Origin of the sequence: Luteimonas sp. 9C, assembly GCF_902506295.1 — a bacterium.
Lineage (GTDB): Bacteria > Pseudomonadota > Gammaproteobacteria > Xanthomonadales > Xanthomonadaceae > Luteimonas.
In genome coordinates, this window is record NZ_LR733313.1 from 343712 (window position 1) to 366427 (window position 22716).

21 protein-coding genes and 1 pseudogene are annotated in these 22716 nt (G+C 67.1%); 14 read left to right on the forward strand and 8 right to left on the reverse strand.

Going from position 1 to position 22716, the window contains the following annotated elements:
- Positions 1-300 precede the first annotated feature (300 nt).
- Complete coding sequence (locus tag CURTO8I2_RS14650; protein WP_159681979.1) at positions 301-1149, reverse strand: hypothetical protein; 849 nt, start codon at positions 1147-1149, stop codon at positions 301-303.
- Positions 1146-1880: a hypothetical protein gene (locus CURTO8I2_RS14655; RefSeq protein ID WP_159681980.1), complete on the reverse strand. Its 735-nt coding sequence runs from the start codon at positions 1878-1880 to the stop codon at positions 1146-1148. Before CURTO8I2_RS14655 ends, CURTO8I2_RS14650 begins: the two co-directional genes overlap by 4 nt.
- Positions 1881-2177: 297 nt before the next feature.
- On the opposite strand from CURTO8I2_RS14655, the gene CURTO8I2_RS14660 reads away from it, so the two are divergent.
- The 7 genes from CURTO8I2_RS14660 to cls all read left to right on the forward strand — a co-directional run bounded on the left by CURTO8I2_RS14660 (position 2178) and on the right by cls (position 9063).
- Entirely contained in the window at positions 2178-2885 is a 708-nt protein-coding gene (locus tag CURTO8I2_RS14660; protein WP_159681981.1) for a DUF3348 domain-containing protein, read from the forward strand.
- 10 nt (positions 2886-2895) lie between these two features.
- Positions 2896-5244: a DUF802 domain-containing protein gene (locus CURTO8I2_RS14665; protein WP_236551176.1), complete on the forward strand. Its 2349-nt coding sequence runs from the start codon at positions 2896-2898 to the stop codon at positions 5242-5244.
- Positions 5241-5885 (forward strand): OmpA family protein, encoded by a 645-nt coding sequence (locus CURTO8I2_RS14670; RefSeq protein WP_159681983.1) that lies wholly within the window; start codon positions 5241-5243, stop codon positions 5883-5885. The genes CURTO8I2_RS14665 and CURTO8I2_RS14670 overlap by 4 nt, the downstream gene beginning before the upstream one ends.
- The gene (locus CURTO8I2_RS14675; protein ID WP_159681984.1) at positions 5875-6486 is read left to right on the forward strand and encodes a DUF2894 domain-containing protein; all 612 of its coding nucleotides are present in this window, start codon (positions 5875-5877) and stop codon (positions 6484-6486) included. The genes CURTO8I2_RS14670 and CURTO8I2_RS14675 overlap by 11 nt, the downstream gene beginning before the upstream one ends.
- A 317-nt stretch (positions 6487-6803) precedes the next feature.
- On the forward strand, positions 6804-7040 hold the full coding sequence (rpmB, locus tag CURTO8I2_RS14680) for a 50S ribosomal protein L28 (protein WP_096209782.1): 237 nt from the start codon (positions 6804-6806) through the stop codon (positions 7038-7040).
- 11 nt (positions 7041-7051) lie between these two features.
- Positions 7052-7216 (forward strand): 50S ribosomal protein L33, encoded by a 165-nt coding sequence (gene rpmG, locus CURTO8I2_RS14685; RefSeq protein WP_096296520.1) that lies wholly within the window; start codon positions 7052-7054, stop codon positions 7214-7216.
- A gap of 422 nt (positions 7217-7638) precedes the next feature.
- Positions 7639-9063 (forward strand): cardiolipin synthase, encoded by a 1425-nt coding sequence (gene cls / locus CURTO8I2_RS14690; protein WP_159681985.1) that lies wholly within the window; start codon positions 7639-7641, stop codon positions 9061-9063.
- 28 nt (positions 9064-9091) lie between these two features.
- Here cls and CURTO8I2_RS14695 read toward each other — a convergent pair whose 3' ends face one another.
- Positions 9092-9634 carry a DUF924 family protein gene (locus CURTO8I2_RS14695; protein WP_159681986.1) on the reverse strand — a complete coding sequence of 181 codons (543 nt, stop codon included), beginning with the start codon at positions 9632-9634 and terminating at the stop codon, positions 9092-9094.
- Between the two features lie 104 nt (positions 9635-9738).
- On the opposite strand from CURTO8I2_RS14695, the gene CURTO8I2_RS14700 reads away from it, so the two are divergent.
- Positions 9739-10158, forward strand: coding sequence for a hypothetical protein (locus tag CURTO8I2_RS14700; RefSeq protein ID WP_159681987.1), 420 nt, complete (start codon positions 9739-9741; stop codon positions 10156-10158).
- Positions 10159-10332: 174 nt separating this feature from the next.
- Here the strand turns inward: CURTO8I2_RS14700 and CURTO8I2_RS14705 are convergent, their stop codons facing one another.
- The gene (locus tag CURTO8I2_RS14705; RefSeq protein WP_159681988.1) at positions 10333-11109 is read right to left on the reverse strand and encodes an AMP nucleosidase; all 777 of its coding nucleotides are present in this window, start codon (positions 11107-11109) and stop codon (positions 10333-10335) included.
- Positions 11110-11275: 166 nt separating this feature from the next.
- On the opposite strand from CURTO8I2_RS14705, the gene CURTO8I2_RS14710 reads away from it, so the two are divergent.
- Positions 11276-12661, forward strand: a complete 1386-nt coding sequence (locus CURTO8I2_RS14710) for an amidohydrolase (RefSeq protein ID WP_159681989.1) — start codon at positions 11276-11278, stop codon at positions 12659-12661.
- Positions 12658-13956: an amidohydrolase family protein gene (locus CURTO8I2_RS14715; protein ID WP_159681990.1), complete on the forward strand. Its 1299-nt coding sequence runs from the start codon at positions 12658-12660 to the stop codon at positions 13954-13956. The genes CURTO8I2_RS14710 and CURTO8I2_RS14715 overlap by 4 nt, the downstream gene beginning before the upstream one ends.
- 255 nt (positions 13957-14211) lie before the next feature.
- Here the strand turns inward: CURTO8I2_RS14715 and CURTO8I2_RS14720 are convergent, their stop codons facing one another.
- Positions 14212-14877 (reverse strand): response regulator transcription factor, encoded by a 666-nt coding sequence (locus CURTO8I2_RS14720; protein WP_159681991.1) that lies wholly within the window; start codon positions 14875-14877, stop codon positions 14212-14214.
- Positions 14878-15094: 217 nt separating this feature from the next.
- Positions 15095-17023, reverse strand: a pseudogene (gene acs, locus CURTO8I2_RS14725) (acetate--CoA ligase); the annotation flags it as partial.
- Positions 17024-17232: 209 nt separating this feature from the next.
- Here acs and CURTO8I2_RS14730 point away from each other — a divergent pair.
- The 4 genes from CURTO8I2_RS14730 to CURTO8I2_RS14745 all read left to right on the forward strand — a co-directional run bounded on the left by CURTO8I2_RS14730 (position 17233) and on the right by CURTO8I2_RS14745 (position 21503).
- Positions 17233-18603 carry a DcaP family trimeric outer membrane transporter gene (locus CURTO8I2_RS14730; RefSeq protein WP_159681993.1) on the forward strand — a complete coding sequence of 457 codons (1371 nt, stop codon included), beginning with the start codon at positions 17233-17235 and terminating at the stop codon, positions 18601-18603.
- A gap of 203 nt (positions 18604-18806) precedes the next feature.
- Positions 18807-19064, forward strand: coding sequence for a DUF4212 domain-containing protein (locus CURTO8I2_RS14735; protein ID WP_159681994.1), 258 nt, complete (start codon positions 18807-18809; stop codon positions 19062-19064).
- 9 nt (positions 19065-19073) lie between these two features.
- Entirely contained in the window at positions 19074-20846 is a 1773-nt protein-coding gene (locus tag CURTO8I2_RS14740) for a sodium:solute symporter family protein (protein WP_159681995.1), read from the forward strand.
- 138 nt (positions 20847-20984) lie between these two features.
- Positions 20985-21503 carry a hypothetical protein gene (locus tag CURTO8I2_RS14745; RefSeq protein ID WP_159681996.1) on the forward strand — a complete coding sequence of 173 codons (519 nt, stop codon included), beginning with the start codon at positions 20985-20987 and terminating at the stop codon, positions 21501-21503.
- Between the two features lie 260 nt (positions 21504-21763).
- Here CURTO8I2_RS14745 and CURTO8I2_RS14750 read toward each other — a convergent pair whose 3' ends face one another.
- Both CURTO8I2_RS14750 and CURTO8I2_RS14755 read right to left on the reverse strand, forming a co-directional pair.
- Positions 21764-22219, reverse strand: coding sequence for a hypothetical protein (locus CURTO8I2_RS14750; protein WP_159681997.1), 456 nt, complete (start codon positions 22217-22219; stop codon positions 21764-21766).
- Between the two features lie 122 nt (positions 22220-22341).
- Positions 22342-22695, reverse strand: coding sequence for an EF-hand domain-containing protein (locus tag CURTO8I2_RS14755; RefSeq protein WP_159682143.1), 354 nt, complete (start codon positions 22693-22695; stop codon positions 22342-22344).
- Positions 22696-22716: the final 21 nt, after the last annotated feature.

Below are 22716 nucleotides of genomic sequence, written 5' to 3' on the forward strand. Positions count from 1 at the left end.
GGCCCGGCTGGCGCGCAAGCCAAGAAGTGTCTCCAGAATGCGAGCTCCCCCAGAAAGCCGTCCAACGCGACCATTGCAGCGATGCCCGACGCACCGGAATCTGGAAGTTGGGTGGAGAAATGAACCTGGAACTGTTAGCCCCGACGGGAGCTTTGAAGTACGCGACGACCTATGCCTACAAACAGTCACGCGCTCCCAAAAGGTCTCTGACTCAGCATAGAAGCAATCCGAGACCGGAGAAGCTAACCTGACACCACTAACTGCCTATGCCACCCACTTCGTGGGCGGTCGGATCTACACTCAGTCGGCAAGTTCGACAACTCGTAAAGCGCCTTCGCTTGCACTGTGCGCCGAGTACCAGCGCAGGTTGACCGCATCAGCCTCACTTTCAATTTCAAGCTGATTATCCCTTAGCTGATCTCTTTGCTTCGAACCTAGTGTCGGATCGTCCAGGCGTGGAGTTCCAGCAATCAACGCTGCGACACCAACGCCTGAAAGCTTCCTCGCCTGCTGTAGTTCAAATATCTTTGCCCTGGCGTCCTTCATGCTTCCACTGTGACGAACAGGATGAAGAACGGTGAAATGAATTATTGCTTTTGGCGATGAGAAACCGAATCGCACGCGTTGACCGCCTGGAACGAGCTGCGCACCGTTTCCAAATCCACTAACAAGTGCTGGCCTAATCTTTAAAACCTCTAGGCGAACTTCAGTTCCGAATCGACGGTTCACCTCTTCTTGTTGCGGAGCATCGTTCTCATCGGCCTCATCGAGCTTGTCGAGGTTTACCAAACTGCTGTACAGAAGACATGCCGTTTCGATCAAGTCACGCGGCGACTTCGATTGAGTAGCGCGGAGCTCTCCTGGAACCAAGCCAAAAATTGGGGAGCAAAGGCTATCGAGCCCTCCAAGGGCCATTGAAGCTGCTTGCGCAGCTCGCAGTGATTCATCAATCAGGTTCAGAATCCCTGCAGAAGATTTTCCGAAGAGACAGTCGAGAACATCCTTCCTGATTGTTCTTGCGGCGCAGAACTCTCCTGCGAAGGAGTAGACGACGCCGACCATAAGTCGCTCTCCTGTCCCTGTGACCGGCTCCCAATAGAGCGGCCGCCATGGATTCAGCACTACATCTTCTTTGAGCAGATTAGTCATTTGATATGCCCGAAAAGATCTTCCGGCTGCGGAAATCTCATAAGCAAAGATGCACCGATCGAGCTCAACTTCATTGAGACATTTAGAAGGAGCTCGGGCATTTCAACGACAGAACCGTGAAGTTCGTCTTCGACTCTACGGCTGAGGGTTCTGTCCAAGGTCATAGAAGCAGCGAGAGCGCTACGCTGGACTTCCTCGGTCGCACCGGCTGAGATTGCCATGAAACAAAGCTTGTTTGCGTCGGGCAAATTACCAATTCCAAAGCTAAAAGCGTGATCGATCCAGACTTCTTCCTGCCCATCCCAGAGAATGTTTCCGAGATTTCTGTCGCGGTTGTCGATCGCCTCATCACAAGCCGCGGCGAGAGGCATTGTCTTAAAGCCACACACGAGCTTGAACGCCAAACCTTCAATGGCAGCCTTAGCCTCAGGGTTCGCATGATCCCAGCTCAAGCTCTTCTTCAAATTGGGGTAGCCCACGTCTGCGCTCGCAAAGCAAATCTCTTCTTCTCTACTAACCAAATAGGGCTGCGGCACCGGAAGTCCCCATCCGCTAAGGAGAAGGGAAGCTGTAGCTTCCGCAGCAATCTCACCTAACGGCCCAGACTTTAGAACTGCTGCAAACTTCTTGCCTTGATCATCCTCGATAACGCAACGAAGCGCCCCGGTTATCCCATCGCCAGCGGGCGTTTCAGTCCCTGATATCAATCGCGCACTACGCAACAGATGCATCCCGCGAACTCCATTTCGGATTTCTGTCATCTCTCAGGCCACCAACGAACGAGACTGCGGCGAGTATCAGCGATCGGAACGATGACGCAAGCGGTACTGTGGGAACAGGAGTCGGTGGTTGAGCTTCAAGATGCCGCTTTCGAAGCTTCTGCACCAAGACGCACCATATCGAGGAAAGCTGATCGCCGATTGTCGAATCCGCAACAGAAGCTGGACGCAATCTTCCGCTCATAAGAGTTGTATCAGCGGCCACTGCCCGCCACGCGCTAAAATCGCCGTCTTTTGCGCGCTCCCCACTTGGATTCCCCGCCCCACACCGCCTTCCACGGCCCGACCTTCGTCCGGCTGCTGGCCCGCCTGACCGACGACACGCTGCCGCAAGGCGGCCCGGCGCCGGCCGAGCGTCTGGCGCAGTGGATCGACTGGACGCGGGCGGTGGTGCTGTCGAAGGTGCTCGATGCCAAGGCGCCCGAGGCTGAACAAGGCGCGCAAGTCGTTGATCGCGATGATGCCGACGTCTGCGCAAAGGCGCGGGCGACGCTGCTGTCAGCGATCGCCGATGCGCCGGAACTGGCGATTCCGCAGCCACAGGCGGTGGCATCACCGGACGAGACCGACGCAGCCGCACCCGCGATCGACTTCGCGCCGTTCCGCCAGCGCCATCTGACGCTGCAGCGTTCGATGCAGGCCGCGACCGGCCGGCTGCGCGGCGATCTGCGCGACCGGCTGGCGCAGCGCTCGGCCGACATGGCGCGGCTGGCCGAGGTGGATGCGGTGATGGAGGGCGCGCTGAGTCCGCGCGAGCACAGCCTGCTCGGCGCGGTGCCGGCGTTGCTTGAAGCGCACTTCGAGCGGCTGCGCGCCGCTGCAGGTGACGCGGCCACGGATCCGTCCGCGGCCTGGCTCGATGGTTTTCGCAGGGACATGCAGGGCGTGCTGATCGCCGAACTGGATGTCCGTTTCCAACCGGTCGAAGCGCTGCTCGCAGCGCTGCGCACCCACTGACGCAGTCCTTATGTCCCCACGCAGTCGCACCACCTTGCTTCCCGCCATCGCGTTCGCCCTCGGCCTGGCCGTCGTCGGCTGGATCGCCTTCGGCTACATCGGCTCGAACACGCTGGCGCTCGCCGTCACGCTGCTGATCGGCGCCTGCCATGTTGCTGGCGGCCTGGAGCTGCTGCGCTATCACCGCGCCACGGCCACGCTTTCCGACGCAGTCGGGCAACTCGGCGAGCCGCCGGCATCGCTGGGCGACTGGCTGGGCGGGCTGGATGCCGGCCTGCGCAACGCGGTTCGCCTGCGCATCGAAGGCGAACGCGTGGCGTTGCCGGTGCCCGCACTCACGCCGTATCTGGTCGGCATGCTGGTGCTGCTGGGCATGCTGGGTACGCTGCTGGGCATGATGGTGATGCTGCGCGGCACCGGCATGGCGCTGGAGACCGCGACCGACCTGCAGGCGATCCGCGATTCGCTGGCGGCGCCGGTCAAGGGCCTGGGCTTCGCGTTCGGCACCTCGATCGCGGGCATCGCGACCTCGGCAATGCTGGGCCTGGCCTCCGCGCTGCTGCGCCGCGAACGCGCACACACCGTGCAGCTGCTGGACGTGGCCGCCGCGACCACGCTGCGCACGCACTCGCAGGCGCACCAGCGCGAGGAAACCCTGCGCCTGCTGCAGCAGCAGACCGAGGTGATGCCGGCGCTGGTCGAGCGACTGGGCGCGATGATGGCGACGATCGAGCAGCAGCACGCCGCGTCCGGCGAGCGCCATGCGGCCAGCCAGGACGCCTTCCACGGCCGCACCGAAGTGGTCTACGCGCAACTCGCCGCGTCGGTCGAGCGCGCCCTGCAGACCAGCGTCGCCGACAGCGCCCGCGCCGCGACGGCTGCGCTGCAGCCCGTGTTCGAGACGACGATGGCCGCGCTGGCACGCGAAACCGCTGCGCTGCAGGCCACCGTGTCGGATGCGGTCGAACGTCAGCTGCAGGCCCTCAATGCCGGTTTCGAGGCTTCGACCGCGACCGTGACGCAACGCTGGCAGCAGGCGGTGGATGGCCAGCAGGCGTCGAACGACACCCTGGCGCGCGACCTGCGTGGCGCGCTCGACGGGTTCAACACGAGCTTCGAGCAGCGCGCGAACGGCCTGCTCGGCGAGGTCACCACGCGTCTCGACGCGACGACGGCGCAGACCACCGCGTTGCACGACACGGTGACCGGTGCCGTCGACCGGCAGCTGCAGGCGTTGACGACCGGCTTCGATGCGTCGACGGCGAACGTGGCCGAGCGCTGGGAAACCGTGCTGGCCGCGCAGCAGGCGGCGCACGAAACGCTCACCTCCGATCTGCGCACCACGCTCGATGGCATCGGCGACACCTTCGGCCAGCGCGCGACCGCACTGGTCGATGGCGTGGCCACGCGTCTCGATGCGACGGCGGGCACGGTCGGCGCCGCCTGGCGCGATGCGCTCGACCGGCAGGCCGCCACCAACGAGGCGATGAGCGCGCAGCACCGGCAGGCGCTCGACGCAGCCGCGGCGACGTTCGAATCGCACTCGGCGGCGCTGCTGCAGCAGGTGGACACCTCGCATGCCGCGCTGCAGACCGCGCTCGCCGCGCAGGACGCGCAGCGCCTCGCCGCGTGGACCGGCAGTCTCACGGCGATGGGCGCGGCGTTGCGCGAAGACTGGGCGCAGGCCGGCGCTGAAACCACGCGCCAGCAGCAGGCGATCTGCGACACGCTGGCCAGCACCGCCGACACCATCGGCGCGCAGACGCAGGCCCACGCCAGCGAGACCATCGCCGAGATCTCGCGCCTGGTCGACACCGCATCGGAAGCGCCGCGCGCGGCGGCCGAGGTCATCGCCGAACTGCGCCGGTCGCTGTCGGAGAGCATGGTGCGCGATACCGCGATGCTGGAAGAACGCACGCAGATGCTGTCGACGCTCGACACGCTGCTGCGCGCGGTGAATCACGCCTCGACCGAACAACGCGCGGCGATCGATGCGCTGGTCGCGACGTCGGCCGATCTGCTGGAACGCGTGGGCACGCGCTTCACCGATCACATCATTGCCGAGACCGGCAAGCTCGACGGCGTGGCGACGACGCTCAGCGTCGGTGCGGCGGACGTCGCGAGTCTCGGCGAAGCGTTCGGCGCCGCGGTCGAGGTCTTCGGCGAATCGAACCAGCAGCTCGCGACGCGCCTGCAGGGCATCGAGGACGCGCTGGAGAAATCGCTGGCGCGCAGCGACGAGCAGCTGGCGTACTACGTCGCGCAGGCGCGCGAGGTGGTGGATCTCAGCGTGCTGGCGCAGAAGCAGATCATCGAAGACCTGCAGCAGCTTGGCGCATCGCGCGCCGCGTCGGCATGAGCGTCGAGCTGGAAGGTGATCACGAATCGTCTGCGCCCATCTGGGCCGCGTTCGGCGACCTGATGTCGGTGCTGCTGGGCGCGTTCGTGCTGATCCTGGTCGGCGTGATCGGCGTGCAGCTGCAGCTGGAAATGAAGCTGGATGCGGAAATTGCCCAGCGCGAGGCCGAAGAGCAGCGCCGGCAGACGCTGGAGCAGGCCCTGGCCGCGCCACTGGCGGCCGGGCGCATCACCCTGGTCGACGGTCGCATCGGCATCCGCGGCAGCGTGCTGTTCTCCGACGCGTCCGACCAGCTCCAGCCGGAAGGCCGTGAGCTGTTGCAGAGCCTGGCCGGGCCGCTGACCGAGTACCTGGCGTCGCGCGACGAGATCCTGATGGTCAGCGGCTTCACCGACGACCGCCTGGTGCGCGACGGCAACCGGTTCTCCGACAACCTCGAGCTCTCCGCGCAGCGCGCGTTGAACGTCACCCGCGGTCTGATCACCGCGGGCGTGCCGGCCGAATCGGTGTTCGCCGCGGCGTTCGGTGCGCAGCAGCCGGTGGGCTCCAACGCGGATGCAGAGGGCCGCGCGCAGAACCGCCGCGTGGAGATGGCGCCGGTGCCGCGTCTGCAGGCCGCCGCCCAGCCCGATGGCCGCTGACGGCATCGACATCGACGCGGTGCTCGACGGGTGGCGCGTCACCGGCGCCGATCGCGTGGACCCGTTGCGCTTCCACCGCATCGCAGCCTTGCATCGGCGTGCGTCGGCACGGGACGGCGCGGCGCGGCAGGCCCTCGACGCGACGCTGGTCGCGCTGGTCGACGCGTACGCGCGCGTTCTTGAACGCCGATCGCGCGATGCACGTGATGCGACGCCAACGCGCAGCGCGCTGGGCACGCTGGTCGACGGCATGGCCGCGCGCACGGACATGTCGCCAGCAGACGCCGCCTATCCCGAGCTGCCCGCCGTCGACGACTTCCGCACGCTGTGGTCGACGCTGCGCACCGGCAGCCAGATCCGCAGGTCGCTGGCCGAAGTGCCGACCGGCGCCGGACCGTTGAACTCTGCCGCCCTCGCCCACCGCTCGCTGACCCTGATGGGCGGGCTGTCGCCCGACTACCTGCGCCAGTTCCTGGCGTATGTGGACACCTTGTCCTGGCTGGAAACCCTGCAGGACGCCGGCGTGCTGACCGGCAAGGAGACCGCGCCACCGGTGGGCGCGAAGCCCCGTGCGAAGCCGCGGGCGCGCAAGCGGGGCTGAGCGGATTACATCGCGACCTGTAGGAGCGCCCTTGGGCGCGATGGCGCTTCACCTGTACTGCGCATCGCGCCCAAGGGCGCTCCTACAAGGCGATTCGATGCCTTGTCGCCCCAAGGCCTTGCGCGGCAAGAGGAATTTCAGCAGAATGGCCGGCTCGTTGCGTCCAGCCCATGGCGACATGGCCTGACCTGCCCTCCGGAAGCGCGATTCTCCGGCAGTGGTGCAGCGGGATTTCCTTCCCGTATCGCGCGATGGCACCGCCATCGGGGCCGCCATCTCCCTGGCTAAGGGCGATATCAATTACTTCGAGGTGCGTAATGTCCCGAGTCTGCCAAGTCACTGGCAAGCGTACGACGCATGGCAACAACGTGTCGCATGCCATGAACAAGACCCGTCGCCGCTTCATGCCCAACCTGCATGAGCGTCGTTTCTGGGTTGCCAGCGAAAACCGCTGGATCAAGCTGCGTGTATCCACCAAGGCCCTGCGCACCATCGACAAGAACGGCATCGACGTCGTCCTCGCCGAGCTTCGTGCCCGCGGCGAAAAGGTCTGAGGAGTTAGAACATGGCAGGCAAGCGCGACAAGATCCGTCTGATTTCCTCGGCCAACACCGGGCATTTCTACACCACGGACAAGAACAAGAAGAACACCCCCGGCAAGATGGAGTTCAAGAAGTACGACCCCGTCGTCCGGAAGCACGTGATCTACAAGGAAGGCAAGATCAAGTGATGCAACGACCCGCGCTTCAGCGCGGCTGACGTTGCATCATCCCAGCGGCTTCCAACAGACGAATGTCTGGTCAGGCTGGGATCCAGCCTCAACACGGAACCCGCCGCAAGGCGGGTTTTGTGTGTCTGGAATCCAGAAGTCTCGCGGGAATTCCGTGAGGGCCTCCGCTCGCGCAGCGCGCGCCCCTCTCCCAATCCTTTTACCCCCGCGGACACGTAGTCCAGGAAGGGTGGGGTGGGAAGCGCTTCCACAACGCCCGAACTGCAAGTCCTCGGCTTTAGCCCTCCCCTGCTTGCGGGGGAAGGAGTTGCCGAGCGCGCATCACGCACTTTCAGCGTTTGCATTGCTGGGCAGCGCGTGCAGAGTTCTGAAACGAACCGGTTCACCCATCCCCGCCACACCCGCATGCCACACTCGAATGCATGTCGAACGACGACCTGCACATCGGCCTGTGGATCCTCGTGGCCGACTGGCTGATCCGGATCGCGGCCCTGCTGTGGATCCCCGCGCGCACGCGCTCGTCGGCCGCGCGCAGCTGGTTGCTGCTGATCGGCTTCGTGCCCCTGCTCGGGCTGCCGGCCTACCTGCTGTTCGGCCATCCCTGGCTGTCGACGCTGCGGCGCGAGCGGCAGGCACGGGCGTCGCGCCTGATCCGGGAACGGCAGGCGTCGTTGACCGCGCTGCGCTGGCGCCCGTCCGATGCGTTTTCCGCACCCGCCGATGCGGCGCGACTCGTCGAGCGGCTCGGCGACTTCATGCCGACCAACGGCAACGCGGTCGAACTGCTCGACGACTACGCGGGCGCGCTGCAGCGCCTGGTCGAGGACATCGACGCGGCGACGCGCGAAGTGCACCTGCTCTACTACCTGATGCACGACGACCCGGCAGGCCGGGCGGTCGCCGGCGCGCTCGAACGCGCAGCGCGCCGCGGCGTGCGTTGCCGCCTGCTGCTCGATGCGGTCGGCGCCAAGCCGGGGCTGCGCGCGTTCCGGCGCCCGCTGCGCGACGCGGGCGTCAGCGTGCAGGCCACCCTGGCCGGCGGCCTTGCATGGCGGCGCAGTGCGCGGATGGACCTGCGCAACCATCGCAAGATCGCGGTGATCGACGGCCGCCTCGCGCTGACGGGCTCGCAGAATCTCGCCGATCCGCACTTCGTGGCCGGCCATCCCAACCGCGAGGTCGTCGCGCGCGTCCGCGGACCGGTGGTCGCGCAACTGCAGGCGTTGTTCGCCAGCGACTGGTACATCGAGACCGGCGAGGTGCTGGAAGTCGGTGCGCCACCGCTCGCGCCGAGCGGGCATGTACCTGCGCAGCTGCTGCCCAGCGGGCCGGCCTATCCGTTCGAGAACGCCCGCGATGTGTTCGTCGCGCTCGTGCAGCGTGCGCGGCGGCGCGCGGTGCTGGTGACGCCCTACTTCGTGCCCGACGAAGCGACGCTCGGCGCGTTGCGTGTCGCCGCGCTGTCCGGCGTGTCGGTAGAGCTGATCCTGTCGGCCACGAACAACCAGCGCCTGACCGCGTGGGCGCAGGCCGGCTTCTACGACGAACTGCTTGCCGCCGGCGTGCGCATCGCGCTGTACCGGCCGCATTTCCTGCATGCCAAGCATCTGAGCATCGACGACGACATCGCGCTCGTCGGATCGAGCAATCTCGACATCCGCAGCTTCATGCTCAATGCCGAAGCGGGCCTGCTGTGTTTCGATCCCGGCGTGGTGGCGCGACTGCGCGCGATCGAACAGGACTATCTGCGCGAGTCGGACATGCTGGACGCGGACACCTGGTCACAGCGACCGACCTGGCAACGCAGCATTGAAGGCATCGCGCGCCTGGCCGATTCGTTCCTGTGACGATGGGCGCGCGGCTGCGCGCCCGGCATCAGAAACCGCCGCCCGCGTCGAGCCAGGCCTGCTCGTCCGGTGTGTTGATGCGACCCAGCGCGCGGTTGCGATGCGGGAAACGACCGAAGCGTTCGATGACGTCGAGATGCGCCTGCGCGTACTTGCGGTAGACCTCGTTGTCGACACCGGCGAACAGTTCGACCGAACGGCGCTGGTCGGCGAGCGCTTCGGAATGCTCGAACGGCAGATAGACGAAGCCGCGCAGGTCGGCCTCGAATCCGCGATCGTGGCCCGCGTCGATCATGCGCTGCGCGTAGTGTCGCGCGAGACCGTCGGTCGCGAACGCATGGCCGCTGTCGCGGAAGATGTTGCGCGGTATCTGGTCGAGCAGGATCAGCACTGCGAGTCCGCCCTCGGCGGTGTCGAGCCAGTCTTCCAGCTCGCCGCGGCCCGCGGTGAAGTGCGCATCACGGAAGCGCGCGTCGCATGCCCGGTCGAAGGCGTCGCCGCCCTGGAACCAGTTCTCCATGCCGGCCTCGCGCCAGAACGCGACGACCTCATCGGGTGTGATCCTGTCCATGGACGCAGACTAGCGTGGCCGGACCGCCCGCGCACCCGCGCCGTTTCGTCGCGACCGCGCCCTATACTCCGCGCGATCATTCATCCCACCTGTCGGAGTGTTCCATGACGCGTCGCCCGATCCGCCTGCTGTCCGCCCTGTTCGTCGTGTCCGGTGTCCTGCTGCTGGCGGCCTGCCAGCGTGGCGACGCCGACAAGGCGCTGCTCGAATCGCCGGCCGTCGGCGACCTGTATGCCGCGCAGCTCAGCGAGTTCTCCGACTATCCGTTCACGGACGAAGACCAGAAGCCGATCGATCCGGCCTACGGTCTGCTGAAGGTCGTGTCCGCCGACACCGCGGGCGTAGTGGTGATCACCGAGAACGCCGCGTCGGCCGAGAAGTCGGTGGCGCGCCGCGACCTGCGCGGCGACCTGTCGACGATCGTCTTCGATGAAAGCGAGCAGATCCAGATCGCCAAGACCGATCTGATCCAGGCGCATGCGGACGGCCTGATCTACGTGGTCAAGCGCCCGACGGCCGACTGACTCCGACGCAGTGGTGGCCTGAAAAAACCCGGCGGATGCCGGGCTTTTTCGTGGGCGGGCGCTCGATCATCGGCCAGGCCGCCGTGCTTGCGGAAACGAGGTCCGGGTGCGGGCGCGTTGCGCGGTGCCTCGTGACCCGCCCTTCTCCGACGCGCCCCGACGTCCGGCGCCGCGCTATTCGTCGAAGCGCAGGTGCCGGACCGACTTGCCGTGCCGGCGGATCAGCTTCAGCGCCTCGATGCCGATGTTGATGTGCCGTTCGACGAAATCCGCACTCACCAGCGCATCGGAGGCTTCGGTCTTGACGCCCTCGGGAATCATCGGCTGGTCGCTGACCAGCAGCAGCGCGCCCGCGGGAATGCGGTTCGCGAATCCGGCGGCGAAGACGGTCGCGGTTTCCATGTCGATGGCCATGCAGCGCATTGCGCGCAGGCGTTCTTTGAACGCGGCATCGTGTTCCCAGACCCGGCGGTTGGTCGTGTAGACGGTACCGGTCCAGTAGTCGTGGCCGAGGTCACGGATCATCGTCGAGACCGCACGCTGCAACGCGAACGCAGGCAGCGCGGGCACTTCGGGCAGCAGGTAGTCGCTGCTGGTGCCTTCGCCGCGGATCGCCGCGATCGGCAGGACCAGATCGCCCAGCTGGTTCTTGCGCTTGAGGCCACCGCACTTGCCGAGGAACAGCACGGCCTTGGGCATGATCGCCGACAGCAGATCCATCATCGTCGCGGCATTGGGGCTGCCCATGCCGAAGTTGATCATCGTGATGCCATCGGCCGTGGCGCTGGGCATCGGCCGGTCGAGGCCGACGACTTCGGCGCCGGTGAGGCGGGCGAAATGGTGCAGATAGCCGCCGAAATTGGTCAGCAGGATGTGTTCGCCGAACTGGTCCAGCGGCACGCCGGTATAGCGCGGCAGCCAGTTCTCGACGATCTGTTCTTTTTCTTTCATCGTCCGGGTCTCCGTGTACGCGGTCATTCTCGCATGCGGCCACGGTGCGTCATGGACCACCGGCGGCCATGGCGCGCGACCACAGGTACACTCGGGCGCAGTCGCACGGCGCCTCGCCGCCGTGCCGGGGAAATCCATCCGTCCACACGTTTTCGGGGAGTTGCCGATGTCCCGCCTGTTGTCTGCCGCGCTCGCGGTCGCGCTTTTCGGTGGCTGCGCCACCACGTCCTCGTCCGGCACGCCTGCCGCGTCGTCCGACGCTTCGCACGTCGGCGCGACCGCCTACGCCAGCACCTACGCGCCCATCGCCTCGGCGCCGGTGCTGATCACCAACGCCACCGTGCTGATCGGCGACGGCCGGCGCCTGGAAGGCGCGGACGTGCTGTTGCAGGACGGGCGCGTGGCCGCAGTGGGCACCGGTCTGGACGCACCGGCGAACGCCCAGCGCGTCGACGGCACCGGCAAGTGGGTCACGCCGGGCATCATCGACGTGCATTCGCATCTGGGCGTGTATCCGAGCCCGGGCGCCAGCGCGCACAGCGACGGCAACGAAGCGACCGCGCCCAACACCGCGCAGGTCTGGGCCGAACATTCGGTGTGGCCGCAGGACCCGGGCTTCGGCGCGGCGCTCGCCGGTGGCGTGACTTCGCTGCAGATCCTGCCCGGCTCGGCGAACCTGATCGGCGGCCGCGGCGTGACGCTCAAGAACGTCGCCGCGACGATGGTCACCGACATGAAGTTTCCCGGCGCGCCCTACGGTCTGAAAATGGCCTGCGGCGAGAACCCGAAGCGCGTGTACGGCCAGAAGGGCGGCCCGTCGACGCGCATGGGCAACGTCGCCGGCTATCGGGCGGCGCTGATCGATGCGGCCGAGTACCGGCGCAAGCAGGCCGGCGATTCGCCGGGCAAGCGCGACCTCAAGGTCGAGACGATGGCCGGCGCGATGGACGGCGACATCCTCGTGCACATCCACTGCTATCGCGCCGACGAGATGGCGCAGATGCTGGATCTGGCGAACGAGTTCGACTTCAAGGTCACCGCGTTCCATCACGGCGTGGAGGCCTATAAGATCGCCGACCGTCTCGCCGCCGAGGGCGTGTGCGGCGCACTGTGGGCCGACTGGTGGGGCTTCAAGATGGAAGCCTTCGACGGCATCCAGGAGAACATCGCGATCGTCGACCGCGCGCCGGGCGGCTGCGCGATCGTGCATTCCGATTCCGACGAGGGCATCCAGCGCCTCAACCAGGAAGCGGCGAAAGTCATCGCCAGCGCGCGCCGCGCGGGCATCGAGATCACGCCCGAACATGCGATCCGCTGGCTCACCGAGAACGCGGCGAAGTCGCTCGGCGTGCTCGAGCAGACCGGCACGCTGACCGCCGGCAAGATGGGCGATGCGGTGCTGTGGAACGGCAATCCGTTCACCGTCTACGCGCTGGCCGAACAGGTGTGGATCGACGGCGCGCACGTCTACGACCGCTTCGATCCCGCGCGTCAGCCGGTCTCGGATTTCATGCTCGGCCAGGGCGCCGCCGCCCATGGAGGTGCCCGATGAGCCGCCTGCCGCGCGCGATGACGCGTCTGCTGATCGTGGGCGCCCTGCTCGCCGCCACCCTGCCCGTCGCCGCGCAATCGCTGCTGATCCGCGGCGCGACCGTGCATACCGCCGGCCCGCAGGGGTCGCTGCAGAACACCGACGTGCTGGTGCGCAACGGCCGCGTGGCCGCGATCGGTGCGGGACTCGCCGCCGGCGATGCGCAGATCGTCGAAGCCAGGGGCCGCCCGCTGACGCCGACGCTGTTCGGCGGCGTGACCGGCATCGGCATTGAGGAAGTCTCGGGCGAAAGCGGCACGCGCGACGATCGTCTCTCGCTCGGCGAGGCCAGCGACATGGCGGTGCGTCCCGAGTTCGACGTCACCCTGGCGTTCAATCCCGATTCGATCGTCATCCCCGTGGCGCGCGTCGAGGGCATCGGCTTCACCCTGATCTCCGCCGGCAGCGCGAGTTCGATCATCGGCGGCCAGGGCGCGGTGATGCGTCTCGACGGCAGCGTCGATCCGGCCGGTCCGAAGGTGCTGTATCTCGCGCTCGGCGCGGATGGTGCGGAGCAGAGCGGGTCCTCGCGCGCGGCGCAGTGGATGCTGCTCGACCAGCTGATCGACGAAGCGCGTGGCCGCCTGCCGGCCGACTCGCACGTCGCCGCGCTCACCCCGGCCGGCAAGCGCGCACTGGCGCCGTATCTCGATGGCCGCGGCACGATCGTCGTCGGCGTCAACCGCGCCGCCGACATCCGCCAGCTGTTGCGCTGGTCGAAGCGTCACGGCCTGCGCATCGCGATCCGCGGCGGCGCCGAAGGCTGGCGCGTCGCGTCGGACCTCGCCGCGGCGAACGTGCCGGTGTTCGTCGATCCGCTGGTGAACCTGCCATCGGACTTCGACCAGATCGGCGCGACGATGGAGAACGCTGCGCGTCTGCAAGCTGCCGGCGTGCGTGTCGGCTTCGCCCAGGCCAGCGATGCCTCGCACAACGCGCGCAAGCTGCGCCAGCTCGCGGGCAACGCCGTCGCGCACGGCCTGCCGTGGGATGCGGGCCTTGCCGGTCTGACGCGCGTGCCGGCGGAGACGTTCGGCGTCGGCGACTCCATCGGCACCATCGCGGTCGGCCGCACCGCGGACCTGGTGCTGTGGTCGGGCGATCCGCTCGATGTCACCAGCACCGCCGACCAGGTCTGGTTCGACGGCCGCGCGATCGAGATGCGCTCGCGGCAGACGGATCTGCGCGATCGCTATCTGCGTCCGGCAACGCCGGCGAACGAAGGTGGTTTGCCGCGGGCGTATCAGAAGCGGTGAGGCTGCGAGCCCTCCCCCGCATGCGGGGGATGAGAGCGATCCGTTTGCGCGGCATGCCGCGCGGATCGATCGAATGCCTGGCGTGCTTCGCCGGGCGGGACGGGTTGGGTGGGGGCACTCCCCCAGAACCCAGCAGAGCTTGGCCCCAAGTCACGGAGTCGTTCGGGAAGCCGATCAACTCGCGATCGGATCGTTCGCCCCCATCCCAGCCTTCCCCCGCGCGCGGGGGAAGGAGCGGTCACTGCACGAATCCACTCAACGCGCGTCCGCAGGAATCTCGTCCGGATCCGGATCCACCGCGAGCTTGCCGGCGATCAGCACCGCCTGCGTGCGGTTCGAGGCGCCCAGCTTGCGCAGCACCGCGGTCATGTGCGCCTTGACGGTCGCTTCCGACACGCCCAGTTCGTAGGCGATCTGCTTGTTGAGCATGCCGTCGCCGAGCATCTGCAGCACGCGGAACTGCTGCGGCGTGAGGTCGCGCAGGCGCGCGGCGACGTCGTGTTCGCCGGGGGAGACGCCGGCAGCCGACGCGGCCGCTTCCGGTATGAAACGGTCGCCATCCAGGACCTGCGCGACGGCGCGGGCCAGCGTTTCGGCATCGGCGGATTTGGGCACGAAACCCGAGGCGCCGTGGTCCAGCGCGCGACGCATCACCGCCGGTTCCTCGCGTGCGGACACCATCAGCACCGGCAGCTGCGGGAACTGCGCACGCAGGTGCACCAGCGCGCTGAAACCGTGCACGCCGGGCATGTTGAGGTCGAGCATCAGCAGGTCGGCGTCCGGTTCCGATTCGACCATCGCGTAGAGCGCGTCCACGTTGTGCGCCTCGCGCAGGCGCGCGTTCGGCACGGCGCGGGAAATCGCGCCGCGCAAGGCCTCGCGGAACAGCGGGTGGTCGTCGGCAATCAGCAGGGTGGTCATTGGTGCGTGTGACGCCATGGGAAAAGAGGAGCGTGGAGAATCAGCGGTGCTGCACGGAGCGCCGGGACCGCCGCCGCGAACGGCGAGCCGGGCGACGACACGCGGCAGATACACCACGACGCATCGCCTGCCACGGCTTCACCGCGAGTGTCGTCCACCTGCGACATGCGCTGCAGCTGCGCCAGCGTCACGCCTGCGGGATGTACCGCTCCTTGACCAGTGAATCGACGACGGACGGATCGGCCAGCGTGCTGGTGTCGCCGAGCTGGTCGGGCGCGTTCTCGGCGATCTTGCGCAGGATGCGACGCATGATCTTGCCCGACCGCGTCTTCGGCAGGCCCGGCGCCCACTGGATGTGGTCCGGCGACGCGGTGGGACCGATCTCGCTGCGCACGTGCTTCACGAGTTCCTTGCGCAGGTCCTCACTGTAGTCCACGCCGTCCTTCAGCGTGACGTAGGCATAGATGCCCTGGCCCTTGATGTCGTGCGGGAAGCCGACGACCGCCGCCTCGGCGACCTTCGGATGCGCGACCAGCGCACTTTCCAGTTCCGCGGTGCCGATGCGGTGACCGGACACGTTGATGACGTCGTCGACGCGTCCGGTGATCCAGTAATAGCCGTCCGCGTCGCGGCGGCAGCCGTCACCGGTGAAGTAGCTGCCCGGATACGCCTTGAAGTAGGTGTCGATGAAGCGCTGATGGTCGCCGTAGACGCTGCGCATCTGGCCGGGCCAGGAGTCGGTGATGACGAGGTTGCCCTCGGCCGCGCCTTCGAGGACGACGCCGTTGGCATCGACCAGCGCGGGCTGCACGCCGAAGAACGGCTTGGTCGCCGAGCCGGGTTTCGCATCGATCGCACCGGGCAGTGGCGAGATCAGGATGCCGCCGGTCTCGGTCTGCCACCAGGTATCGACGATCGGGCAACGCGCATCGCCGACCACTTCGTAATACCAGCGCCAGGCTTCCGGGTTGATCGGCTCGCCGACACTGCCGAGCAGGCGCAGCGAGCTGCGCGAGGTCGACTTCACCAGCGCCTCGCCCTCGCGCATCAGCGCGCGGATCGCGGTGGGCGCGGTGTAGAAGATCGAGACCTGGTGCTTGTCGATGACCTGCCAGAAGCGCGAGGCATCGGGATAGTTCGGCACGCCTTCGAAGATCAGCGAGGTCGCGGCGTTCGCCAGCGGGCCGTAGACGATGTAGCTGTGGCCGGTGACCCAGCCGACATCGGCGGTGCACCAGTACACGTCGCTGTCGCGCAGGTCGAAGATCGCCTCGTGCGTGTAGCTGGCGAACAGCAGATAGCCGCCGGTCGTGTGCAGCACGCCCTTCGGCTTGCCGGTGGATCCGGAGGTGTAGAGGATGAAGAGCGGGTCCTCGGCGTTCATGCGCTCGGGTTCGCAGGCATCGGGCTGCCCGTCGACGACGGCGTCGTACCAGCGGTCGCGCGGCATCTGCATGTCGACCGCGCCGCCGGTATGGCGGACCACCAGCACGGTTTCCACGGTGTTGGTGCCCGGCAGCTTGAGCGCCGCGTCGACGTTCGCCTTCAGCGGCACCTTCTTGCCGCCGCGCAGGCCTTCGTCGGCGGTGATGATGAGCTTGCTGCCGCAGTCGGACACACGGTCGGCGATCGAGTTCGGCGAGAACCCGCCGAACACCACGCAATGCACCGCGCCGATGCGCGCGCAGGCCAGCATCGCCACGGCGGCCTCGACGATCATCGGCAGATAGATCGTGACCCGGTCGCCCTTGCCCACGCCAAGGTTGCGCAGTGCGTTGGCGAGCCTGCAGACGCGGGTGTGCAGATCGGCGTAGGTGACGTGCTGGGACGCGGTGTCGGGGCCGTCGGCCTCCCAGATCAGCGCGGTCTTGTCGCCCTTCTTCGCGAGATGGCGGTCGATGCAGTTGACGCTGACATTGAGCTCGCCGTCTTCGAACCAGCGGATGCGGAAGTCCTGCAGGTCGTAGCTCACGTTGCGGATCTTCGTCGGCACCTTGAACCAGTCCAGGCGCTGGGCGGCCTCGCCCCAGAAGCCGTCGGGATCCTGCACCGAGCGTGCGTAATCGCGCGCGTAGGCCTCGGCGGTCAGGGTGTCGGGGCCGGCGAAACCGGCCGGCGCCGGATAGGTTTCAGCGGTATGGGACATGGCGGGCTCCTCTTTCAGACGCGTCCGGCCAGTGTGCCGGATACGACGTTGATGGCGTCTAGACCTTCGTCTAAGCAGGACAGACGCGCGGCCGGGTATCGACCAATGGCGAATGGGCGCGCCGGTCGCATGCGTGCAGTCTCCGCTATGGACCGGCCGACGCCTGCGTGCGCGACCGCTTTTCCGTAGACCCGTGGGAGGGGACACCGATGAACCATTCGACCCAGGCACGACCGCGCCTGTTGGCCGCCGCCGTGCTCGCCGCGCTCACCCTGCCCGGTGTCGCGTTCGCACAGACCGCCAAGGAACGCGAGCTCGAAGCGCGCGTCGCCCAGCTCGAGGCCATGGTCCAGCAGCTGGTGACGCAACAGCAGCAGACCGAGACCGTGGTGACCGAAGTCCGCACGGCGCAGGCCGCGCAGCCCGCGCCTGCCGCTGCCGGCACCGGGGCCGCCGCGCCGATCCAGGCCACGACGATCACGCCGGGCGCCAACCCCGGCACCAAGTTCACCGTCGGCGGCATGATCCGCACCGACGCCATGGTCACCAAGACCACCGACGGCGACATCGGCAAGGGCACGGCGGGCCGCGATTTCTACGTGCCCGGTGCGATCCCGGTCGGCGGCGACGGCCCGGAGACCTACTCCGACGCGCACCTGAAGTTCTCGCGCCTGTGGTTCGACGCCAGCACGGTGCTCGATTCCGGTGACAAGCTCGGCGCGCGCGTCGAACTCGACTTCTTCGGCGGCGCGCTCGGCAACTCGGCGGCGACCAACACCTACGGCGCGACGCTGCGCCACGCCTACCTGACCTACAACAACTGGCTGGTCGGCCAGACGTGGTCCAACTTCATGGACACCAACGCGCTGCTGGACGCGGTCGACTTCGTCGGCCCGACCGATGCGGTGGTGTTCGTCCGCCAGCCGCAGCTGCGCTACACCAACGGCCCATGGGCGATCTCGGTCGAAAGCCCGGAGACCACGGTGCAGCCCTTCGGCGGCGGCCCGCGCGTGATCGCCGGCGACAACAGCGCGATTCCGGACGTCATTGCCCGCTACACCCACAAGGGCGACTGGGGCCACGTCAGCTTCGCCGGCATGGCGCGCCAGCTGAAGTACGAACCCGTCGCCGGCGCCGAGAGCACCGATACCGGCTTCGGCGCGACCGTCAGCGGTCTGGTGAAGCTGGGCGACAGCACCGACATCCGCTACCAGGTCAGCGGTGGCGACGGCATCGGCCGCTACATCGGCCTGGCCACGATCCAGCAGGATGCGATGGTCGACGCGGCCGGCGACATCGACGCGCTCGGCGGCTGGGCGGGCTATGTCGGCCTGCGCCAGGTGTTCACGCCCAAGGTCCGCGGCAACCTGTTCTACGCGCAGTCGCAGTGGGACAACACCACTGCCTTCACCGGCCTGGGCGTGACCCGCAAGGTGCATTCGCTGCACGCGAACATGATCTGGTCGCCGGTGCCCAAGCTCGACTTCGGCGTCGAGGCGATCTGGGGCGAGCGCACGCTCGAGTCCGGCGCCGACGGTGAGCTGATGCGCCTGCACACGATGGCGCGCTATTCGTTCTGACGTGATCCATGACGCCGGCGATCGCCGGCGTCATCCGCGCTGCATCACATGACGCCGTCCCGGGCACGACGCCCGGCGACCGTCGCAGTCGACGTTACAGACACACCGGGGAAGCGACGCATGTCCACGACGACACCTGTATCTGGAATACCGCAACCGCATCGAACCGACGGCTCCACATCCCGACCGAGGAGGGACGGCACATGCTAGACAAGACCGCGACTAACTACTGGAAGGCCAACCTCAAGATCATCTTCATCTGCATGGGGATCTGGGCGCTGGTGTCGTACGGATTCGGCATCCTGCTGCGGCCGCTGCTCAGCGGCATCCGCATCGGCGGCACCGATCTCGGCTTCTGGTTCGCGCAGCAGGGTTCGATCCTGTCCTTCATCGCGATCATCGTTTTCTACACCTGGTACATGAACCGGCTCGATCGCGAGTACGACGTGGACGAGAAATAAGGGGCCGCCATGGATCAGTTCACTCTCAACCTCATCTTCGTCGGCGGCTCGTTCCTGGTCTACATCGCGATCGCGATCTGGGCACGCGCCGCGTCCACGTCCGAGTTCTACGCGGCCGGCCGCAGCGTCCATCCGGTCACCAACGGCATGGCGATCGCCGCGGACTGGATGTCGGCGGCATCGTTCATTTCGATGGCGGGCCTGATCGCGTTCGTCGGTTACGGCAACTCCGCCTATCTGATGGGCTGGACCGGTGGCTATGTGCTGCTGGCGATGCTGCTGGCGCCGTACCTGCGCAAGTTCGGCCGCTTCACCGTGCCCGACTTCATCGGTGACCGTTACTACAGCCGCACGGCCCGCCTGGTGGCGGTGGCGTCGCTGCTGATGATCTCGATCACCTACGTCATCGGCCAGATGACCGGCGCCGGCGTCGCGTTCTCGCGCTTCCTCGAGGTCGACACCAACACCGGCCTGCTGATCGCGTCGGGCGTGGTGTTCGTGTACGCGGTGCTGGGCGGCATGAAGGGCATCACCTACACCCAGGTGGCGCAGTACATCGTGCTGATCATCGCCTACACCATCCCGGCGGTGTTCATCTCGATGCAGCTGACCGGCAATGCGATTCCGCAGCTGGGTCTGTTCTCCACCCATACCGAATCGGGCATGCCGCTGCTGGCCAGGCTCGACCAGATCCTGGTGGACCTGGGCTTCAACGACTACACCGGCCTGCACGACTCCACGCTCAACATGACGCTGTTCACGCTGTCGCTGATGATCGGCACCGCGGGCCTGCCGCACGTGATCATCCGCTTCTTCACCGTGCCCAAGGTGTCCGATGCCCGCAAGTCGGCGGGCTGGGCACTGGTGTTCATCGCGCTGCTCTACACCGTGGCCCCGGCCGTGGGCGCGATGGCGCGTCTGAACATCATGACCACGATCTATCCCGAGGGCACCCAGGCACCGTCGCTCACCTATGACGCGCGCCCGGACTGGATGCACAACTGGGAGAAGACCGGCCTGCTGGCGTTCGAGGACAAGAACGGCGACGGCATGATCCAGTCCTACAACGAAGCCAGCCCCGAGTTCGCGACGGTGGCGGCCGAGCGTGGCTGGCAGGGCAACGAGATGGTCACCTTCAACCAGGACATCCTGGTGCTGGCGAACCCGGAAATCGCGGGTCTGCCCGGCTGGGTGATCGCCCTGATCGCGGCCGGTGGCCTGGCAGCGGCGCTGTCGACGGCGGCGGGCCTGCTGCTGGCGATCTCGTCGGCGGTGAGCCATGACCTGATCAAGCGCACGTTCAAGCCCGACATCACCGACAAGGGCGAGCTGCTGGCCGCACGCGTCTCGATGGCGATCGCGATCGTGGTCGCCACCTGGCTGGGCATGAATCCACCCGGATTCGCGGCCCAGACCGTCGCGTTCGCGTTCGGACTGGCGGCAAGCTCGCTGTTCCCGGCGATCATGATGGGCATCTTCTCCAAGAAGATGAACTCCACCGGCGCCGTCGTGGGCATGGTGGTGGGTCTGGCGTCGACCAGCGTGTACCTGTTCACCTACAAGGGCTGGTTCTTCATCCCGGGCACGAACATGCTCGCCGACTCGCCCGAGAACTGGCTGTTCGGCATCTCGCCGCTGGGCTTCGGCGCGATCGGCGCGCTGCTGAACTTCATCGCCGCCTACGTCACGATGAAGATGACCGCACCGGTGCCCGAGCACATCGAGCACATGGTCGAGGACATCCGCGTCCCGCGCGGTGCAGGCGCGGCGCTCGATCACTGACCGCAATGCGATGCTGACGTGACGCGGCCCGCCCCTCCGGGGGCGGGCCGTTTCGTTTCCGGCCTGGACCGATGCCTGCCCAGTCCCGGACTGTTCGATAATCGAGGGCGTCTTCGCCCGTTGCCGGAACCGTCGTCCATGCTGCTCGAATTCATCGCCATCCTCGCCGCCGGCTTCGGCCTGGCCGGTATCGCGCTCTCGATCAACATCGCCATGCGCAGGCGCCTGCCGCAGTGGATCGTGCCCGCTGCGGCGGGCGCGGGCATGCTGGCGATGGCGATCTGGTTCGAATATTCCTGGTTCGACCGCACGACCTCGGCCTACCCCGACGGCGTCGTGATCGCGTCCACCAACGAGGCCAATTCCTGGTACCGCCCCTGGACCTATCTGGTGCCCGTGACCAACCGGCTGATCGCGATCGACCATCGCGCCGACCGGCGCAATCCCACCCACCCGCAGATGGTGCTCACCCAGGTCGTGCTGGCCGGTCACTGGGAACCGACCCGGCAGTTCGGCGCGATGTTCGACTGCGCCGCACACCGCCGCGCCGATCTGCTCGACCAGGTGGTGTTTGCCGACGACGGTGCGCTCGCGAACGCGAAGTGGAACCAGCTCGACGCAGACGATCCGGTCCTGCGCGCGGCCTGCAACGACTGAGCAAAATGCCGCGAATGGCGGGTCACCCGATCCGGGGCGACGTCATCGCAGCGCGCGCCGTCTTTCGGGACAGGACCAGTCGGCGTCATGCCGCAGCGATCCGGTGAGAAGGTCGGCAAACGTGAGGCGACGCCCTTGAATTGCGTAGATCAGCCTCGTTGGCTCCCAGACGGTCGACGGCGCCGCACAGGCCCGGGAAGAAAGTGACGCGCTGGATCGAACACGCAGACATCTCGACCGAACCAGACCACGCCGGACGATCAGATGCCGCCGGGCGCGTCCTGCGACGACGCTGCGACATGCAGTCCACGCCAGAGCAGCCAGATGAAGACGATGAACGCAACGAAGGGATAGCCCGCTGCGACGCTGGCCACCAGCCGCGCGACCATCGGATCGCCGAGCCCGTCGAAGGCCCACAGAAATACCAGGTCCGCGACCAGGACCAGTGCACCCATCAGCACCACGACGCATCGTGCGAGCGGCGACGCAAGCGTGCGCGACACGTGCCAGGCCGGCAGCAGGAACAGCACTGACAGCGCGGCCGCCCACGGCGCCACGGCGTCCAGCAACGCGCGAGACTGCGCGGGGTCGCGCGGGTGCCGCAGGTGCCCCCAGAACGGGCTGAAGAATCCGACCAGGTTCATCAGGACACCGGTTGCGAGCAGCGCAACCAGGCACCAGCCGACGGCGCGGCGCAGATGCACGAGGTGTGGCATGTCTTCCTCCATGAGACGGATCGGCCCGGCCGACGTCCGAGACTAACAACGCAGACGTCCGGCCACGTCGACGCCGCGTGGATATCGCGCAGGTACCGGCCCTGCGCCGGTCGTTCCGAAGCCTACTTCTGCGGCGGCGCCGCGAGCTCGCGCGCGTCGAGATAACCGTCGCGGTTCGTGTCCTGGCGGTTGAAGGTCGCCGCGAGCTTGGTCATGTGCTCGGCCAGCGTCACCGGGCGCCCCTTGCCGCCGGGCAGCTCGTCGGCGGTCAGCACGCCGTCGCCGTTGCGGTCCATCCGGTCGAAGCCGTAACGCATCCACGCCTGGTACTCGGCGAGCGAGACGCGGCCGTCGCCGTCGGAGTCCATGTGTTCGAGATACTCGGACGTGCGCGTGACCTGCGCGCCGGCGCCGCCGGCCGCAGCGAGCGCGAGCAGCGCGCCTGCGACGCGGCCGCCGATCGGCGGCCGCGTCATCGGCCGCCAAGACTTCGTGGG

What these genes read in the sequence shown, in the direction of transcription:
- CURTO8I2_RS14740 (WP_159681995.1), top strand. Translation starts at nt 19,074, where the DNA reads ATGGATCAGTTCACTCTCAACCTCATCTTCGTCGGCGGCTCGTTCCTG.
- CURTO8I2_RS14720 (WP_159681991.1), bottom strand. Translation starts at nt 14,877, where the DNA reads ATGACCACCCTGCTGATTGCCGACGACCACCCGCTGTTCCGCGAGGCC.
- CURTO8I2_RS14735 (WP_159681994.1), top strand. Translation starts at nt 18,807, where the DNA reads ATGCTAGACAAGACCGCGACTAACTACTGGAAGGCCAACCTCAAGATC.
- CURTO8I2_RS14675 (WP_159681984.1), top strand. Translation starts at nt 5,875, where the DNA reads ATGGCCGCTGACGGCATCGACATCGACGCGGTGCTCGACGGGTGGCGC.
- CURTO8I2_RS14670 (WP_159681983.1), top strand. Translation starts at nt 5,241, where the DNA reads ATGAGCGTCGAGCTGGAAGGTGATCACGAATCGTCTGCGCCCATCTGG.
- CURTO8I2_RS14655 (WP_159681980.1), bottom strand. Translation starts at nt 1,880, where the DNA reads ATGCATCTGTTGCGTAGTGCGCGATTGATATCAGGGACTGAAACGCCC.
- CURTO8I2_RS14710 (WP_159681989.1), top strand. Translation starts at nt 11,276, where the DNA reads ATGTCCCGCCTGTTGTCTGCCGCGCTCGCGGTCGCGCTTTTCGGTGGC.
- CURTO8I2_RS14730 (WP_159681993.1), top strand. Translation starts at nt 17,233, where the DNA reads ATGAACCATTCGACCCAGGCACGACCGCGCCTGTTGGCCGCCGCCGTG.
- CURTO8I2_RS14665 (WP_236551176.1), top strand. Translation starts at nt 2,896, where the DNA reads ATGTCCCCACGCAGTCGCACCACCTTGCTTCCCGCCATCGCGTTCGCC.
- CURTO8I2_RS14700 (WP_159681987.1), top strand. Translation starts at nt 9,739, where the DNA reads ATGACGCGTCGCCCGATCCGCCTGCTGTCCGCCCTGTTCGTCGTGTCC.
- rpmG (WP_096296520.1), top strand. Translation starts at nt 7,052, where the DNA reads ATGGCAGGCAAGCGCGACAAGATCCGTCTGATTTCCTCGGCCAACACC.
- CURTO8I2_RS14695 (WP_159681986.1), bottom strand. Translation starts at nt 9,634, where the DNA reads ATGGACAGGATCACACCCGATGAGGTCGTCGCGTTCTGGCGCGAGGCC.
- CURTO8I2_RS14705 (WP_159681988.1), bottom strand. Translation starts at nt 11,109, where the DNA reads ATGAAAGAAAAAGAACAGATCGTCGAGAACTGGCTGCCGCGCTATACC.
- CURTO8I2_RS14715 (WP_159681990.1), top strand. Translation starts at nt 12,658, where the DNA reads ATGAGCCGCCTGCCGCGCGCGATGACGCGTCTGCTGATCGTGGGCGCC.
- rpmB (WP_096209782.1), top strand. Translation starts at nt 6,804, where the DNA reads ATGTCCCGAGTCTGCCAAGTCACTGGCAAGCGTACGACGCATGGCAAC.
- cls (WP_159681985.1), top strand. Translation starts at nt 7,639, where the DNA reads ATGTCGAACGACGACCTGCACATCGGCCTGTGGATCCTCGTGGCCGAC.
- CURTO8I2_RS14650 (WP_159681979.1), bottom strand. Translation starts at nt 1,149, where the DNA reads ATGACTAATCTGCTCAAAGAAGATGTAGTGCTGAATCCATGGCGGCCG.
- CURTO8I2_RS14755 (WP_159682143.1), bottom strand. Translation starts at nt 22,695, where the DNA reads ATGACGCGGCCGCCGATCGGCGGCCGCGTCGCAGGCGCGCTGCTCGCG.
- CURTO8I2_RS14750 (WP_159681997.1), bottom strand. Translation starts at nt 22,219, where the DNA reads ATGCCACACCTCGTGCATCTGCGCCGCGCCGTCGGCTGGTGCCTGGTT.
- CURTO8I2_RS14745 (WP_159681996.1), top strand. Translation starts at nt 20,985, where the DNA reads ATGCTGCTCGAATTCATCGCCATCCTCGCCGCCGGCTTCGGCCTGGCC.